Genomic DNA, 15,025 nt, shown 5'->3' with positions numbered 1-15,025 from the left:
TCGGGTCGTTCCCGGCAAGGGACCGGTTCGACTGGCTCACCACAGGTGCCGGGGCTACAACGTAACGTTGGCTCTCGGGTCACCCTTTGGACTCCCGGCCCTCACGGATTCGATCCCCTTCGACCTCCCATGCGAACAATCCGGAGTGCCGGTCCTTCTTCAGGGTCTTCCAGAGTTCCTTGTCCATCCGTTTGGGCAGCTCAAGCTCGGAAACGCCCGACGACTGGCAGTTCAGAATCCGGCAAAAGCCCTTGTAGAAGCGGGGTCGGCCGAGGATGCGGGAAATGCCTTCGGTCTTGTTCGCTGCGCCCGCTTTGTCGAGGACGAGATAACTGACCGGGAGACTGCGCAGATCAATGCCGAGGGTTCGGGAGAAGAGGGCCCAGTTGGCATCCATGAAGACCTCCGTCGGCACCCGACCGAAATGGTGGCACCAGTGCCGGCTGTTCTCTTCGGTCAGGAGTCCGCAGGCTGCCTGATGGGTGCAGGGGGCGCGCACGGCAAAGTGACCCTTCAGCACCTCGCGGACGGCGATGACCGCCCGGCTGCTTTCGTGGGTTCCGGGTTCGACCAGGATCAAACCCCGGGCCTCGCGAACCCGCTCCCAAAGCAGGCGGAGGTCCTCTTCGCGGGCCTCGCCCAGGGCGTGGCTGACGAGAACGAGGGCGCCGGGCTCGAGCCGATCGGGCGGGGTGACCTGGCACGCCACCCCCGGATGGATTTCACTGATGCACTTGCGGGCAAAATCGGTGGCCTGCGGGGAATGATCCCAGAGTGTAACCGATTCCCAGGGGTGGTCCGGAAAGGCGGCCAGAAGACGCCGGGCGGCGATGGCCGTCCCGCAGCCCCAATCGTAGATCCGGGTGGACGGTGGTTGCCACTCCCGCCGATTCAGTTCCGCGATGACGTGATCCCATTTCCAACCGATGCGGGCTCCGAAGGTCAGGTCGTAGGCAAGGAGATCCTCCTCGTCGCGCCAATAGGGGCCCTCGATGGCAGACGTATCCAGAAAAAACGCACGCAGCCGCTCAAGGCGCGTCCAGTCGAGATTTTCCCAGGTGGTGGCGGGCACGGATTGAGAATGGATTCACACCGGGGTGTGGGTCGAAGATGAGAGATGGAAAGGGGAAACTGCCAAGAAGGGAAGAACGGAAGCGCACATCCCCTGCGTAGGAGAGGCTTTACGCCTCGATGCCCTGCCACTCAAGCGCTGGATCGAGGCATAAAGCCTCTCCTACAGATCGAATCGACTGACCACCGATTTCCGGCCTCTTCTTCTAGCCGATCCAGCCGAGACCCTTCATGTGCTCGAGGGCGTCGGCGAGAGGGGCGAGGTAGGGGTGCCACATGCGTTCCCACTCCAGGCTGACGGTGCCGGAGAAATCGTCCTCCGCCAGCTTGGAGAGGAGGCCCTCCAGGGGCATGTCGCCCTCGCAGGGCATCACGTATTCCGTGCCGCCGCGCTTTTCCGGATTGGGCACACTGTCCTTGACGTGGATGTGGGGGACGTGGGCGCGGATGGCATCGAAAGTGTCGGCCGGATCCTCGCCCTTGTGTTTCCAGGTGTGGTGAGAATCCCAGAGAATCGGGACCGGGGTATCGAGCACCGCCTGCAGCCCGCGGACCGCCTTCGTCGAGGTGATCGCGTTGTGGGTTTCGATCATGATATCGACCTTCCAGCCACCTTCGGAGCGGCGTTCGCGCCACCACCGGATGGTCTCGGCCGCCTCGTCCCGTTCTTCCACCCGGAGGTCGCCATCAATCGTCCCGCCGTCAAAGACCCTGAGGAAGGGCACGTTGAGGGCCTCGGCCCAGGGGATGAATTCGAGCAGGGCACCGCGGTCCTCCGGCTTGTGGCCGATCAGCTTCATCGAGGTGTCTAGGGAGGCGATCGTGAGGTTTCTCTTCGTCAGCTCGGACTGGATGGCGGCCGGGGTTTTCCACTTTTCCGTGAAGTAGGCGGGCATATCCACCCGGCTCTCGAGGGAGCGGATTTCGATGCGTCGCAGATTGAAACGGGCGGCCAGATCGAGCGCGCCTGTAAGGTCGAGTTCCGGGCAGCCCAGGGTCGAGAAACACCAGTTGAGGTCGTGGATGGAGGCGGTCATGATGGAGGGTTTGGCTGGAAGGGGTGACTCAGTTACGGATTTGCGCGTTGGCGGGTGGGCCTTTGGCGCACGTCAGTTAGGGTGGTGCAGGCTCTTGGAAGGATCCGATTGATAAGGGGCGGCACTTCGACACAGCGAAGTGGCTGCATCGGGGTTCTTCAGTCAGTTGCAGCAACGGCGCTGTCTCGCCGCTCCGCCTGTCGTGGCTATCGAGCAGACTCACGGATGGCAGTGTTGTCAGAAGTGGAATGGTGAGGATCGGTCAGGTTGAGCGATCATAGACAGAGAGGGAGACGACGGCCTCGAGCGGTTTTCCCTGGAGGTAATTGGCGATGTTTTCCACGCCGAGGGCACCGGCATCCTGCCGCCGGTCGATGGTCGGCCCGCCGATATGCGGCGTGAGTGTGACATTGGGCAGACCACGGAAACCGGAATCGGCCGGGAGTGGTTCGGTCTCGTAGACATCGAGGGCGACCTGCAGTCGGCCCTCGCGGGCGATCTTCAACAGGGCGGCCTCATCGACGACCGCACCGCGACCCACGTTGACAAAGGTGCCGCCCTCGGGAATCAGGCGCAGGATTCTTTCGGAGACCAGGTGCCGGTTCTCCGGCTTGTAGGCGGCCAGTTCGACGATGACGTTGTTTTCGGAAAAGAGGGCTTCAAGGGAGTCGGCACGGGTCACCCCGAAGGATTCCAGGACCGAGTCCGGCACGCTGGGGGAATAGGTGGCGATGGGCACCTCGAACGGCTGCATCAGGCGGGCCAGATGCTGGGAGATATTGCCGAAGCCATGCAGGCCGACGCGACGGCCAAAAAGGGACTCGGTGACGAGGGCAGGGGTCTTCCAGGCCCCTTTGAGGTGCATGTCGATGGCCCAGGACGAAGCGCGGCGGAGGGCCGACAGCGTGAGGAGCAGACCGCACTCGGCGACCGTCCGACTGATCGAGTTTCCCCAGTTGGTCAGGACGAGGCCCCGCTCAAGGAAGGGGCGGGGGACGAGTTTGCGGACGGTCCCCGTGAAGTGGCAGAGATACTTGAGTGAATACCCCGGATCGTTCAACCAGCTTTCAGGCAGGGAAGGGGTCTTCCAGGCAGTGATGAGAATTTCCGGCTTCTTTTGCGAGAGAAGACTGGGCCAGTCACCGAATCCACCGGCCGTCGGGTCGATGAATTCCAGGTTCGGCAGGAGGGACTTGAGGCGGTCAAGTGAAGCACCTGGCAGAAAATCGGCGATTTCGGCCTCGCTCAGAACGGCGAGGGCCACGGGGTTTTGTGTCATGGGGTTGATAATTATTAATGAAGGATCCTGGCTGTCAATGTCTTTGGAGATGGGCCGGGCCGTTTCCCGGGACCAGGTGGAGGTCCCGCGATCAGGTTCTCGCTCTTGTCCGGGGCGCCTTGGGCGTCTTGATTGTCCTCTTCAATTCCATCGGGACAGGACCCGACGATTCACGTTCAACCAGAACGGAGGGCAGGGTGATTTCGTGAAGTGGGAATCCGCTGTCACCGCTCGCCGCCAGCACGATCCGGCCGGCTTCCTCGCCGATCTTTGTCGGTTCGGCAAAAGCGCTGGTGATGGTGGGATGCTCCTCGGTGCAGACCTTGGTCAGATCGAACGCGACCACGCTGATGTCGCGACCGACTTCGATCCCTTTCTGCAGAAGAAAATTGACGGCCCCGCGGGCCATCAGGCCGGTCATGCAGATCCAGGCGGTTGGCAGCTTGCGGTGATTCGTCCCGAAAATCGCGGCGGCGGCCTGGGCTCCCTCGCGGCGGTCGGCTTCGCCCAGATCGACCTGGTCTCGGGCCTCGATAGTCAGCCCATGTCGTGCCAGAACTTCGAGGACGGCGTTTCTCCTCTCCAGGTTGCGGCTCCGACCTTCATCGCCGCCCAGCCAGGCAAACTTTTTATGCCCTAGAGCTACGAGGTGTTCGACCAACTGCTCGGCTGATTGTTGCTGGTTGGAGATGACACTGTGACACCGTCCGGGATACCGCGCCGAAGTGTAGACGACGGGTTTTCTGGACCTGAGGAGGACTTTCATGAAGGCCTCCTCCAATTCCCCCATCACGACCAGGCCGATCAGGGAGGATTGGCTGTCGATGAACTCCAGAAGTTGCTCCGCATCAAGGTCCGTCTCGCTACCGAGAAAAACGGTGCGGACATCGGCCCCGGTCACGCTGGCATGCAGCCCGTGGTGGACATAGCTGAAGAAATTGCTCTTGGTCGCCAGTTGCAGGGGTGCCCGCAGGATGTAGCCGACTGTACGGGCGCCATTCTCCGCCGGGCGCACCAGGTTGACATTCATGCCTCTCGGGGTGTAGCCCTTATCCATCGCGTACTTCCAGATCCGGTCGAAGGAATCCTGCGAAATCCCGGTCCGACGACCATTCAGAACCATCGAAACAAGAGCCTGGGAAACCCCGAGGTCCCGTGCGATCTGCTGCTGGGAAATTCGCTGGTTCTTGTTTTGGGCCATCAGTCTATCTCTTGACAGGGGTAATGGAAAAGGGCGACAGCGGGAGGGGCGAGAAAACTTTCGCAGGAAAATCCATTGACAGGGATGTCATGGTTTATAATTATTAAGCAACCCTGCCGGATTTATGCAACCCTTACTTCGGTTAGCCGGAAAAAAAAGCCTCAACCCCGAAACCCTGCTCTCCGGTTCCCCGCATTCGAACTGATGCCCTCTCGGCGCGCCTCTGGACTCTTTCCCGACTCATTCAGAAAACAGACCCCCATGCTCCACTCACGCCTTACCTCGATCCTGCTCGTCGGCAGTGCGGCCCTGGCCGCGATGGTTCCTTCGGTCAACGCGCAACAATCCGCCTCGGCTGAAGAAGATGAAGAGCTGATTTATCTGTCGGTCTTTGAGATCGATGCGACCAAGGACGACCGCTACCGCGCGGCCAATTCGGTTTCGGCCACGGGTTTGAACACCCCGATCAAGGAACTCCCGATGACCATCCAGGTCATCACTTCGGAGTTCATCAAGGATCTGGGCGCGACTGATTTTGATGAGGCGCTCTCCTACGCCGCGGGTGTCAATACCTCCGATACCGAGGCCCCCTCCGGCGGAACCGGACCCGACGCCAACCGCGGTGGCGGGTCGGCGGAGCGTTCGGCCTCCTCGGCTTCCAGTTCCACCCGCTTCGCCAACACCGTGAGCATCCGGGGATTCAATGTCCCCTTTCAGAATCGCCTGGGTTTCCGTTACGGTGGCGTGGTCATCACACCGGACTCGAACATTGCGCTGGGCGGCCTGCTGGATTCCTCGAACATGGACCGCATGGAGGTCGTCAAGGGACCCAACTCCATCCTCTATGGCATCGGGGTCATTTCGGGTATCGTCAATGTCATCCCGAAGAAACCCCTTTCCGAGCAGCACCAGTCCTTTTCCGTGACCGGTGGTTCGGATGGATTTCTCCGGGGCACCGCGGACATCACGGGTCCCATCATCCGGGCGGGCGAGAACAACAAGAACCGGCTCAACTACCGGTTCATGGGGGCTCTGGAAACCCGCGATGACTGGACGGATTATCGATCCAAGGATCTCAAGTATGGGGCCTTTCAACTGGATTACTGGTATGACACCCGCTGGAATGTTTTTGCCGAGGCCCAGGCATCGGACGTCAAGTACAATGGTACGGGCGCCCAATGGATCTACGATGACCTGACCCGTGCCTTCGTGCCGAATTTCCGCAACCAGTACGACGAGCAGTACAATTACGGCCAGGATGGGACCGTCGCCGGGTTGTCTCCCGTGGAGTTCGTGGCCGACCCACGGGGTCGTCGTCGGGATTATTTTGAGGTCCGCAACGTGGACACCCGCAACCTGTTTGGAGGCACCCTGCCGGATTCCTACCGGATCACCGGAGGCGATACCTACGAGCAACGCAAGGAAACCGACCTGCTCCTCGATGTGTCGTTTTTCCCGAATGAGAACCTGGCCTTTTCGACCGGTGTCTTCTACACGAAGGCCGACGAAGAGGAACTGGCGGTCAATGCCCGCAACATGAACAACCGGGAAGGTGCCTTCAACATTCGAGGCGAACTCCCGGTCAGCTTCGCCAGTGTGCCCTCGGTGGAGTTCACGCCCTACCTCTGGGCGCTGAAGAACGTCGCGGCCGACGACTATGTCAGTGATTACGATCCCGAACTGGTGCAGAGCAATGACGACCTCAAACTGACCCGCTATTGGTGGACCTTGCGGCCCCAGTCGAGTGAATCATTCCAGTGGCGTCTGCGTGGCACCTACACCTTTGATTCTCCCTTTTTTGTGGGGGGGGATGCCAAGCACACGGTCATGGCCGGGTACCACTATATCAACGACAACGTCGATTTTCTCGACGGCAACGAGGACATCAACGCGGCGTTCATCGACCGCAGCAATGCCTACGTGACCTCCGGGCAGATTCCCTATGCGGAGGCCGCCGCAAGGGATGCGCTGTATTTCCGGTCGATCGACGATCTGAGCCCCTTCACCTACAACGGCGAAAATCTCGCCATGCCGGGTGATGCCTACCGCAACCAGGATGTCTTTTATCACGGCGCCTACGGCATCCTCCAGAGCAAATTCTGGGACGAAAAGATCGAGTCGATCATCGGCGTTCGCTACGACCGCTACAACGCCGAAACCAAGCAGTTGCTTCGACTCAGCCCGAACGACCAGGAGATCGGAGCCGGGGAACTCAAGTGGGTGGACAATCCCTACAGCATCGTCTACGGAGAGACCACTCCGGAAAAGAGTTTCGCCTCCGACATCGAGGAAACCTCGTTCTCCTTCGGCCTTAATTACGATATCAACAAGGCCATCACCGTTTACGGTCTCTACGCTGAGGGTATCTCGCCGAATACTTCGCTGACCGACGGCAACAACGATACCATTCCGGCGGAAAACACCCGCTCCATCGAGGCGGGATTCAAGTGGGATGCCTACGAGGGCAAGCTGACCGGAACGGTGGCGTTTTATCAGATTGAACGGGACAACGCCATCTGGCAATGGGGCGACGCACCGGCTCCGTCCAAATGGGTGGACTCTCCGAACGTGCCGACCGGCGCGACGTATTCCGGAGGGGAATTCAACCCGAGTCCGACGGATGGCCTGCTCATCAACTACGGCGTCGACTCGGCATTCATTTCCCAGACGGTCAAGAACAACCTCTTGGGCAATCTGACTGTCCAGGGAGTCAATGAACCCGGGCGGTCCCAGGCCTGGTTCGTCGTCGACCGGGTGACCGGGGAAACGACCCGCCTCGAGGGACTCTACGATATCGAAAACCACCAGGCAGGTTCCAAACAGCCATTCAATCGGCGGGATGTCTGGTGGCTGGATTATTCGAAACTCGATGTGAAGCAGTCCATCACCCTTCACGTGGCGGATCCGGAGGGTGATGTCGTTTACAATGGCCAGAGGTATTCCCTGCGGACCGTTGACGTCAATTTCCGCGAGTACATCGAGGACGCCTTTGCCGCCCGGGAACTCTCTGCGGACAATATCGGACAGTTCGACCCCATCCGTTGGAGTCCCACTCCTCAAGCAGCGCCGGTCAATGGTCCGGGCAATTCACCGAGTGCACCCGCCTCCACGGCGGGCGGCGACACCTTTATCACGTTTTCGGACAAGTCGCAAGGCCTCGATCTCGAGTTCATCTATTCGCCGTCGCCCAGTCTGCAGTTCATTCTCAACTACTCGCACATCGAGCGGAAAGCCAAGGGGAACTTCAACCTGGTTGACTTCATCGACCTGAACACCGGTTCCGCCTTCGGTACCGAATACGACAATGTCTTCCGCATCCTCGGAAGAGAAAACGCCGGTATTGTCGGCTCGGATACCGATGGAGATGGGGTCAATGACAAGTTTGTCGATGTCCGGGGCAACGAGATCGGAATTGATAATCCGGCCCGCCCGTCCGACATCACGACCGGTCTGGAGGACCTGAGCTTCTTCTTCAACCCCGAGGACCAGGCGTCATTCTGGACCCGTTACAGCTTCCTTGAGGGCAAGCTCAAGGGTCTTGGCCTGAGTGGCGGTATCCGCTATGACGGACCGGCCCAGACCTCGATCCCGATCGGTGGCACTGATCTGGGCACCAACCTCATCCGGACTCCGGAGACTGCGGCACGCTGGCGTCTCGACGCCGGCGTCTATTACGGCTTCCATGCCTTTGGCGACCTGAACTGGCGCCTGAGTCTGAATGTTTACAACCTGACTGACGACACGGAAGGTCTGGTCACCAGCACGGTCACCGACCCGTTTTCCGGAGAGGTGGTGACCAAGCGGACCAGGTCCGTCTATGCCCCCCGGAGCTTCCGCCTGGGCGTGGCCGTTGATTTCTAGCCCCTTTTCTGAACAGCGAATCGTTCTGAAAACCGAAACCCAAGAAAGTACCCATGATTAAAAGAACTCTGATGATAATTGCCGCCACCACCGTCTCCACCGGTGTTGCTTTGGCTGAATGGACATTGGTGGATGATATGGAATATGCGGACCAGGCGGCGCTCGAGGCCGGTTGGAGCCAGGACCCGGTTGATGGCTCCGGCGACCCGGTGACTCCTGATGGCGAGGGCGGCGGGATCGTGCTCGCCGAGGTGGACGGCAACAAGGTGTTGCAGTTCAACAGCGGTGCGGCCGATCTGGTGAAGGACACGACCTACAACGCACGTGCGGTCAAGTCGATTCCCGAGATTGCCGGAACGGGAACGGTCTACTTCAAGATCAATGTCCCGACGGTTGATGTCGGCGGCTCCCAGTTCAAGGCAGTGGTTGACCTCGTCTGGGGTCTGAGCTGGCGTGCCCCGATCGCCGATCCATTGGCACCTGACGCCGCCACGGAAGTGACCGGCGCCTACGGCGACTACTCCGTGATCGGACGGGTGGAGTTCGATAATTCCTTCGACTTCTACGACAATGGTCACCCGAACCCTCCTGGTGCTTACCAGACTGTTTTGGTCGATGGTCCGACCGCGGACGAGTGGTACCAGATCTGGTTCGTTCTCGATCACGCCAACAATGCCTACAAGGTCTATGTGCAGGGTGGGACGGAGTTCCCGACCCAGACTCTGGTAGCCCTTGATGATCCGGATACCCATCCGCCGATCGGCTGGCTCGCCGAACGCAGCCCCTCCCTGACCGAGCCCCTCCGCTCCTTCCTCCTTTACAGCTCGGCGGGCAGCGCCACCGTGCCGAAGGGTCTCGACTATATGTACATCGACGACATCTATGTTGATGTTGGAAACGAGAACCTGTCGGTTCCGTCGTCCGGCCCGATAAGCGATGCCGAGTTCGACAATATCTCGACCCGCGGTGTGGTCGGAACCGGACCGGACCGTCTGATTGCGGGTTTCGTCGTCCGTGGAGTCGAAGGCAGCGCCACCGGGACTGTCCTGGTCCGTGCGGTTGGCCCGGGTCTGACCGCGGTCGGAATCAACTCGGGCTTCCTCGAAGATCCGGTTCTCGACATCTTCCAGGGAGGCGTCATTGTCTACTCGAACGACAATTGGGGCGACAACATGAACGCGGACGAGATCAAATCGGTCTCTGAGACCATCGGTGCGTTCGCCCTTGAGGATGGATCGGCGGATGCCGTTCTCATGCTTTCGCTTCCTCCAGGTGTCTACACTGCGAGAATCGGCGGTAAGGATAACGGCACCGGAATCGCCATCGTCGAGGTCTATGCCGTCGACTAGTGCCGATTCCTCAGGATTCCGGGGAATGAACCCCGTTTGAACTTCGCGAGAGGCAGGCCGGAAGGCCTGCCTCTCTTTTCGTATGAGATAGCTACGAATGATCCTGCGTTGGGCAGAAATTCGGACCCGAATCGGCATTTCTCGTTCGCTCGTTTATTTTTCCAAGTGTAGCCGCCCTAGTCTCTTGGGGCGATTCAGCGTGGAACTGCGGCAAGAGACTACCGCCACTACACATACTGATTCCTCCTGCCCCCCGTTGACTCAGTGCCATTCCTGCGTCTTTCCGCTGTAATCCCGTTCCCTGCTTTTTCGACAGTCTCTTCATGAATCGCGACCTGCATCAACGCATCGGGCTCTTGCCGCCCAACCGGGTCTGGCGGACCTATCCCGGCGGCCGCCTGCTTGACCGGCTGCAGGGAAAGGCGGCTCCCGCGGACACCCATTTCCCTGAAGACTGGATCGGCTCGACCACCCGCGCCATCAATCCGGGACGTGAGACTGAAGTTGAGGGAATCGCCACGGCGATTTTCGGGCCGCATCGGGTCAACCTGCGGGACGTCATCGAGGCGGATCCCGACTATTTTCTGGGGGAGGCCCATACCGCGGCCTACGGGACCAATCCCATGGTCCTGGTCAAATTCATCGATTCTGCAGACCGCCTGCACCTCCAGGCCCACCCGACGGCGGCCTTTGCCCGGAAGCACCTCGGCTCACCCTCCGGCAAGACGGAAGCCTACGTCATCCTTTCATCCCGCGAGACGGTCCCCGATCCCCATATCTACCTCGGATTTCAGCGGCCTCCACGGCGGGAGGATCTCAAGCACTGGATCGAGAACCAGAACATGGAGGCGCTGATCGGGTGCTTTGACCGGATTCCGGTCCGGCCGGGTGATGCCTTCATCATCCCGGGTGGTTTCCCGCATGCCCTGGGGGAGGGACTGTTCCTGGTTGAGATCCAGGAGCCCAGTGACCTCGTCGTTCGTTTCGAATTCGAGCGTTCCGGCTTTGTCATTCCCGAAAGCGCCCGTTTCATGGGCCGGGGGTTGGATTTCTGTCTCGATGTTTTCGATTTCCGAGCCACTCCGGTGGCACAGGTCTTGGCGGACTACCGACCGAAGCCGGTGGTTCAGTCCGTCTACGGCGATGGCTCCATGCTTGAGTCTGTGATCGGACCCCGACAGACGGAGTGCTTCGCGGTCGAACGGCTGCGGATCCGGGAACGGCTCGAGCTTGGCGGCGGACGCTTTTCGGTAAATATTGTCACGGAGGGTTCCTGCAGGATCGCCGATGCCCACGGAACGATCGAACTCCGCCAGTATGACCGTTTTCTCTGTCCCTACGGGCTGGACGGATTCGAGGTGAAGACCGAGACCGGAGTGGAAATCCTCAGGAGTTATCCACCGGTGGTCGCATGATCAAATTGCAACCCCGGCAGTCTCTTGCCGGGCTGTCGTGCTGAGCGATCCGCCCCAAGAGACTGGGGCGGCTACACCAAGGCAAGTTGTGACCCCGGTACCTCCGGTGAGCCGGTCGAAAAAGTCCTATGCCGGGCCAATTTGCGATCCGAGTCCGAACGCCGGAAGATTTCCATTGAACCAACTCCCATTTAATAGTTATAAATTGCTGCCAGGAGACCCCTACCTATGCCCAAATCAAGACTGGCGGAAAAGCGCGTTCTCATCACGGCGGGTGCCCAGGGCATCGGCGACGCGATCACGAGACATTTCATCGAAGCGGGTGCCCACGTGGCCGTCCACTATTTCTCAGGCAGGGAACGGGCCGCCGAACTGGTGGGCATGGCCCATCAGGCCGGACTGAAGGCGACTGCCGTCCAGGCAGACCTGACCGACCCCAGCAGTGCCGAGGCCGCCGTGACTGGTGCGGTCGAGGCCCTCGGCGGACTGGACATCCTCATCAACAATGCCGGTTCCCTGGTCGGCCGGAAGCGCTTGGACGAACTCGACGTGGATTTCTGGGATCATGTGATGCGCCTGAATGTCACCTCCATGATGAGTGTGACCCGGGCGGCCGAGCCCCATCTCTCGCGGAACCCGGCCAGCGCAATTGTCAATCTGGCCTCTCTGGCCGGACGAAAAGGCGGGCATGCCGGGTCGCTGGCTTACTCGACGGCCAAGGGGGCCGTCCTTACCTTCACCCGGGCCCTTGCCCTGGAACTCGGGCCCAAGGGTGTCCGGGTCAACGCGGTGACCCCCGGCCTGATCCTCGGAACCTCGTTTCACAATACCCATACAACCAAGGAATCTGCGGACCAGACGATTGCGGGTATCCCGATCGCCCGGGCGGGCAATGCGGACGATGTCGCGAGGGCGGTGGTTTACCTCGCCTCGGAGTACGACGGCTTCATCACCGGGGCGACCCTGGATATCAACGGGGGTGTTTATTCGGCCTAGATTTCCTCTTCAAAGTCTCCGCAATTCGTATCCAATACTCGATCACATACCATCCAGATTGCTGAACCAGCTATTTGTGGAATTTCAGTTTAGGAATGATCCCGGATTCGAGAAGTCGACCGAAAGACTGGATGTCAAATGATTGTTTTTTCGGCCCACGAATCTGCACGAATCGACACAAATGAAGGCAACGGCAGTCTTAGATTCGTGTCGATTCGTGCAGATTCGTGGGCCGATTTCCAAGATTTATCAAACCCTAGGGTTTTTCCCTGAAGATGTAGCCACTTTGCTGTGTCGAAGTGTTCCCGCAACCTCCAGAAACGCCGGCACAGCGGCTTTGCCACACTGTCTGTGAGTCTGACCAGGCCTCAGGAAGATCGCGCATCCGTCCTCTTGCCCTGCACCCCGCCACATCAATGAGAAACAGGATTTTCTTCTTCATCACCCTGGCTCTACTGCCAGTATGCCGGGGCGAAATCACGTTCCCCGATACCTACACGGGCTTTGCCCTGCCGGCGGACCCTGTGTTGCCGGAGGTCGAGAGCCACCCGAGTCTCTGGTTCGGACCGGAAGATGTCCCCGGTCTGATCGCCAAGCGGGATGCGGACGCGCATGCCGCGATGGTCTGGGATGAGGTCGCTCAGTCCGAATTCCTGCTGGCACCTCTGCCGGAGATCCCTTCCGCCTCAGACGGCACGAAGACGATCCACAAGTATTACGGTACTCTCACGCAGATCGCGGCAATCAACGGCTTTTACTATCAGGTCAGCCCGGGCGAATCGGGCGAACCGTTTTTGGCGAAGGCCCGGGAAGCGCTTCTGCGAGGATACGCCGGACCACTCTATGAGCTGGACCCGATCATCAAGGGGAGCGCGGTCGACGAAATCTACCAGGCGGTATGGGCGCAGAATTTCGCGGCGGCCTATGACTGGGTGCAACCGGCCCTGAGTCCCGAAGAGAACAAAGCAATCCGGGCAAATCTGGCCAACCATGCCGAGTATCTCTACGAGAATCTCTTCTCGTGGGCCGACAGTCCCCACAATCATCTCTCCAAACCGGCCTGGGGCCTGGGGACACTGGCACTCTGCCTCTCGGGAGACGAGCGGGCCGGGGCCTGGCTTGGACGGGCGATCGCGGCGAGCAATGGGAACACCCGCTACTTCTTTGGGGAGGACGGCATCTATCGGGAGGGAAGCCACTATTACACCTTTTCCCTGATCAACTTCCTTCCGTTTCTTTACCACTACCGGAACGTTTCGGGAGTCGACGGATTCCGCGAGTTTCAACCCGCCTTCGAATGGCCGGTGGCCAGCCGCAACGGCAAGGGATGGATTCCCAATATCGAGGACAGCTATATCCGCCCCTATCCCTCGCAGCTCGTGGCGGGAGCCTATCGCGGCAGGCCAACCTTTCTCAGTTCCTCGGCCTCCCTGGCCGAGATCCTCCAATGGAACTTTGAGAACACCGACTATTCTCCGTTTGAAGCGGCGGAAGTCGAAGATGGCTTCAACTACACCGGAGCGACCTGGGACTACCCGATCCACCTGGTCGAATATCTCTGTTACCAGCCCGGGATCAAAGCCGTGGCGCCCGATGCCGGTCCGACTCTCTTCGGGCCCTCAGGCCAGACGGTATTTCGCAACGACTGGTCCTTTGATTCGCCGGATCACCGCTACCTGTTGTTCCAAGGTGTGGCTGAAGCGAACAATCACGAGCATTACGAACACCTCAGCTTCATCCTGCAGGCGGAAAACCAGATGATGTCCAGCGATGCGGGCTACTCCCGGGGAAGCTATGCCGGCCCCGAGCGCACTGCCTGGTACAAGACTGCGGAAGCACATAATGTGGTCATGGTGAATGGCCAGGCTCCGGTGGACCGGAGGGTCGACCGGACGCCCGATTCGAGTTTCCGCCTGCTGTCGCCTTTCATGACCTGCGAGATCAAGTCGGCTCCTTACGCCGTCGGCGGCGAACACCAGCGCCTCATTGCCATGATCGATGGTCGGTGGTTTGCCATCGTCGATCGGGTCGAATTGCCCCAAACCGGCGAAATTGCCGTCGTCATGCATGGCGGCCGGGCGCAACTTTCCCAGGACGGGCCGCGCAGCCTCTGGTCCTACCGGGAAGATGCTTACGGACCGGCCGCTGTCCTTGGCCAATGGTTCTTTGGGGACGGTTTCCAATTCGAGGAACGATCGGGCGAACTGACCTACATCAAGGGCGATTACGCCGCCTTTCCCTATACCGTGAACACGCGAAGTGGGAAGGCGATGCTATCGGTCGGGATTCTTGACCCGGCTTCCAGCCCCGAATCCCTTTCAGAATTCGCGGTCGATGCGCTGGCTTCCGATCGGATTGCTTTCCGGGGGGGCCGGACCCTGATGCAGGCGAACGGATCGGGCGACCGCCAGTTGCAGGGGGATCTCGAAAGTGACGCCCGTCTTGCCGTGGCCTGGATGAAGGAGGGTGGGGAGCCCACCCGGCTGGCCATGGTCGGCGGACGCTACCTTCGCTTTTCCGATGGGATCAAGGTCGAGTTGTCGGCTCCGGCGGCGATTGCACTTGAATACGAACCCGGGGAGAAATCGGTCGTTGTTCACCTTTCGGAGGATGGGGAAGTCCGGGCGACGATCACGACGGAGGCGTCCCGGTGGGAAGGGGCACTGTATCCGGGTCTTCAGGATATCGTCTTCGGTCCGTAGGCCGCGGGGAAAGCCGGGTCAGGTTGTAGCCCCGGCAGTCTCTTGCCGGGTCGTAGTTCTGAGCCTCCCGCCCCAAGAGACTGGGGCGGCTACACGGGAGATTGTAGTCCCGGC

Annotated in this window: 9 protein-coding genes; 5 read left to right on the top strand and 4 right to left on the bottom strand. The window is 60.1% G+C overall.

The features are described 5' to 3' along the window. Positions 1–79: 79 nt before the first annotated feature. The 4 genes from R3F07_20365 to R3F07_20350 all read right to left on the bottom strand — a co-directional run bounded on the left by R3F07_20365 (position 80) and on the right by R3F07_20350 (position 4,588). Positions 80–1,072 (bottom strand): small ribosomal subunit Rsm22 family protein, encoded by a 993-nt coding sequence (locus tag R3F07_20365; GenBank protein MEZ5278747.1) that lies wholly within the window; start codon positions 1,070–1,072, stop codon positions 80–82. A gap of 205 nt (positions 1,073–1,277) precedes the next feature. Beyond that, positions 1,278–2,108 (bottom strand): sugar phosphate isomerase/epimerase, encoded by an 831-nt coding sequence (locus R3F07_20360; protein ID MEZ5278746.1) that lies wholly within the window; start codon positions 2,106–2,108, stop codon positions 1,278–1,280. Positions 2,109–2,370: 262 nt separating this feature from the next. Beyond that, on the bottom strand, positions 2,371–3,387 hold the full coding sequence (locus R3F07_20355) for a hydroxyacid dehydrogenase (protein ID MEZ5278745.1): 1,017 nt from the start codon (positions 3,385–3,387) through the stop codon (positions 2,371–2,373). Between the two features lie 91 nt (positions 3,388–3,478). Then, on the bottom strand, positions 3,479–4,588 hold the full coding sequence (locus R3F07_20350; protein MEZ5278744.1) for a LacI family DNA-binding transcriptional regulator: 1,110 nt from the start codon (positions 4,586–4,588) through the stop codon (positions 3,479–3,481). Positions 4,589–4,849: 261 nt separating this feature from the next. Between R3F07_20350 and R3F07_20345 the strand changes: the two genes are divergently transcribed. The 5 genes from R3F07_20345 (at position 4,850) to R3F07_20325 (ending at position 14,911) form a co-directional block, all read left to right on the top strand. Further along, complete coding sequence (locus tag R3F07_20345) at positions 4,850–8,449, top strand: TonB-dependent receptor (GenBank protein MEZ5278743.1); 3,600 nt, start codon at positions 4,850–4,852, stop codon at positions 8,447–8,449. A 53-nt stretch (positions 8,450–8,502) separates the two neighbouring features. Next, a complete protein-coding gene (locus R3F07_20340) occupies positions 8,503–9,798 on the top strand; it encodes a hypothetical protein (protein MEZ5278742.1) in 1,296 nt (431 codons plus the stop codon). 323 nt (positions 9,799–10,121) lie between these two features. Next, entirely contained in the window at positions 10,122–11,213 is a 1,092-nt protein-coding gene (locus R3F07_20335; protein ID MEZ5278741.1) for a class I mannose-6-phosphate isomerase, read from the top strand. Between the two features lie 228 nt (positions 11,214–11,441). After that, positions 11,442–12,209, top strand: coding sequence for an SDR family NAD(P)-dependent oxidoreductase (locus R3F07_20330; protein MEZ5278740.1), 768 nt, complete (start codon positions 11,442–11,444; stop codon positions 12,207–12,209). A gap of 416 nt (positions 12,210–12,625) precedes the next feature. Further along, a complete protein-coding gene (locus R3F07_20325; protein MEZ5278739.1) occupies positions 12,626–14,911 on the top strand; it encodes a heparinase II/III family protein in 2,286 nt (761 codons plus the stop codon). Positions 14,912–15,025: the final 114 nt, after the last annotated feature.

Source organism: Opitutaceae bacterium (genome assembly GCA_041395105.1).
Lineage (GTDB): Bacteria > Verrucomicrobiota > Verrucomicrobiia > Opitutales > Opitutaceae > B12-G4.
The sequence above is the reverse complement of the archived record's forward strand: the minus strand, read 5'-3'. Positions and strand labels throughout refer to the sequence as shown.

What these genes read in the sequence shown, in the direction of transcription:
- R3F07_20360 (MEZ5278746.1), bottom strand. Translation starts at nt 2,108, where the DNA reads ATGACCGCCTCCATCCACGACCTCAACTGGTGTTTCTCGACCCTGGGC.
- R3F07_20330 (MEZ5278740.1), top strand. Translation starts at nt 11,442, where the DNA reads ATGCCCAAATCAAGACTGGCGGAAAAGCGCGTTCTCATCACGGCGGGT.
- R3F07_20345 (MEZ5278743.1), top strand. Translation starts at nt 4,850, where the DNA reads ATGCTCCACTCACGCCTTACCTCGATCCTGCTCGTCGGCAGTGCGGCC.
- R3F07_20355 (MEZ5278745.1), bottom strand. Translation starts at nt 3,387, where the DNA reads ATGACACAAAACCCCGTGGCCCTCGCCGTTCTGAGCGAGGCCGAAATC.
- R3F07_20325 (MEZ5278739.1), top strand. Translation starts at nt 12,626, where the DNA reads ATGAGAAACAGGATTTTCTTCTTCATCACCCTGGCTCTACTGCCAGTA.
- R3F07_20340 (MEZ5278742.1), top strand. Translation starts at nt 8,503, where the DNA reads ATGATTAAAAGAACTCTGATGATAATTGCCGCCACCACCGTCTCCACC.
- R3F07_20335 (MEZ5278741.1), top strand. Translation starts at nt 10,122, where the DNA reads ATGAATCGCGACCTGCATCAACGCATCGGGCTCTTGCCGCCCAACCGG.
- R3F07_20350 (MEZ5278744.1), bottom strand. Translation starts at nt 4,588, where the DNA reads ATGGCCCAAAACAAGAACCAGCGAATTTCCCAGCAGCAGATCGCACGG.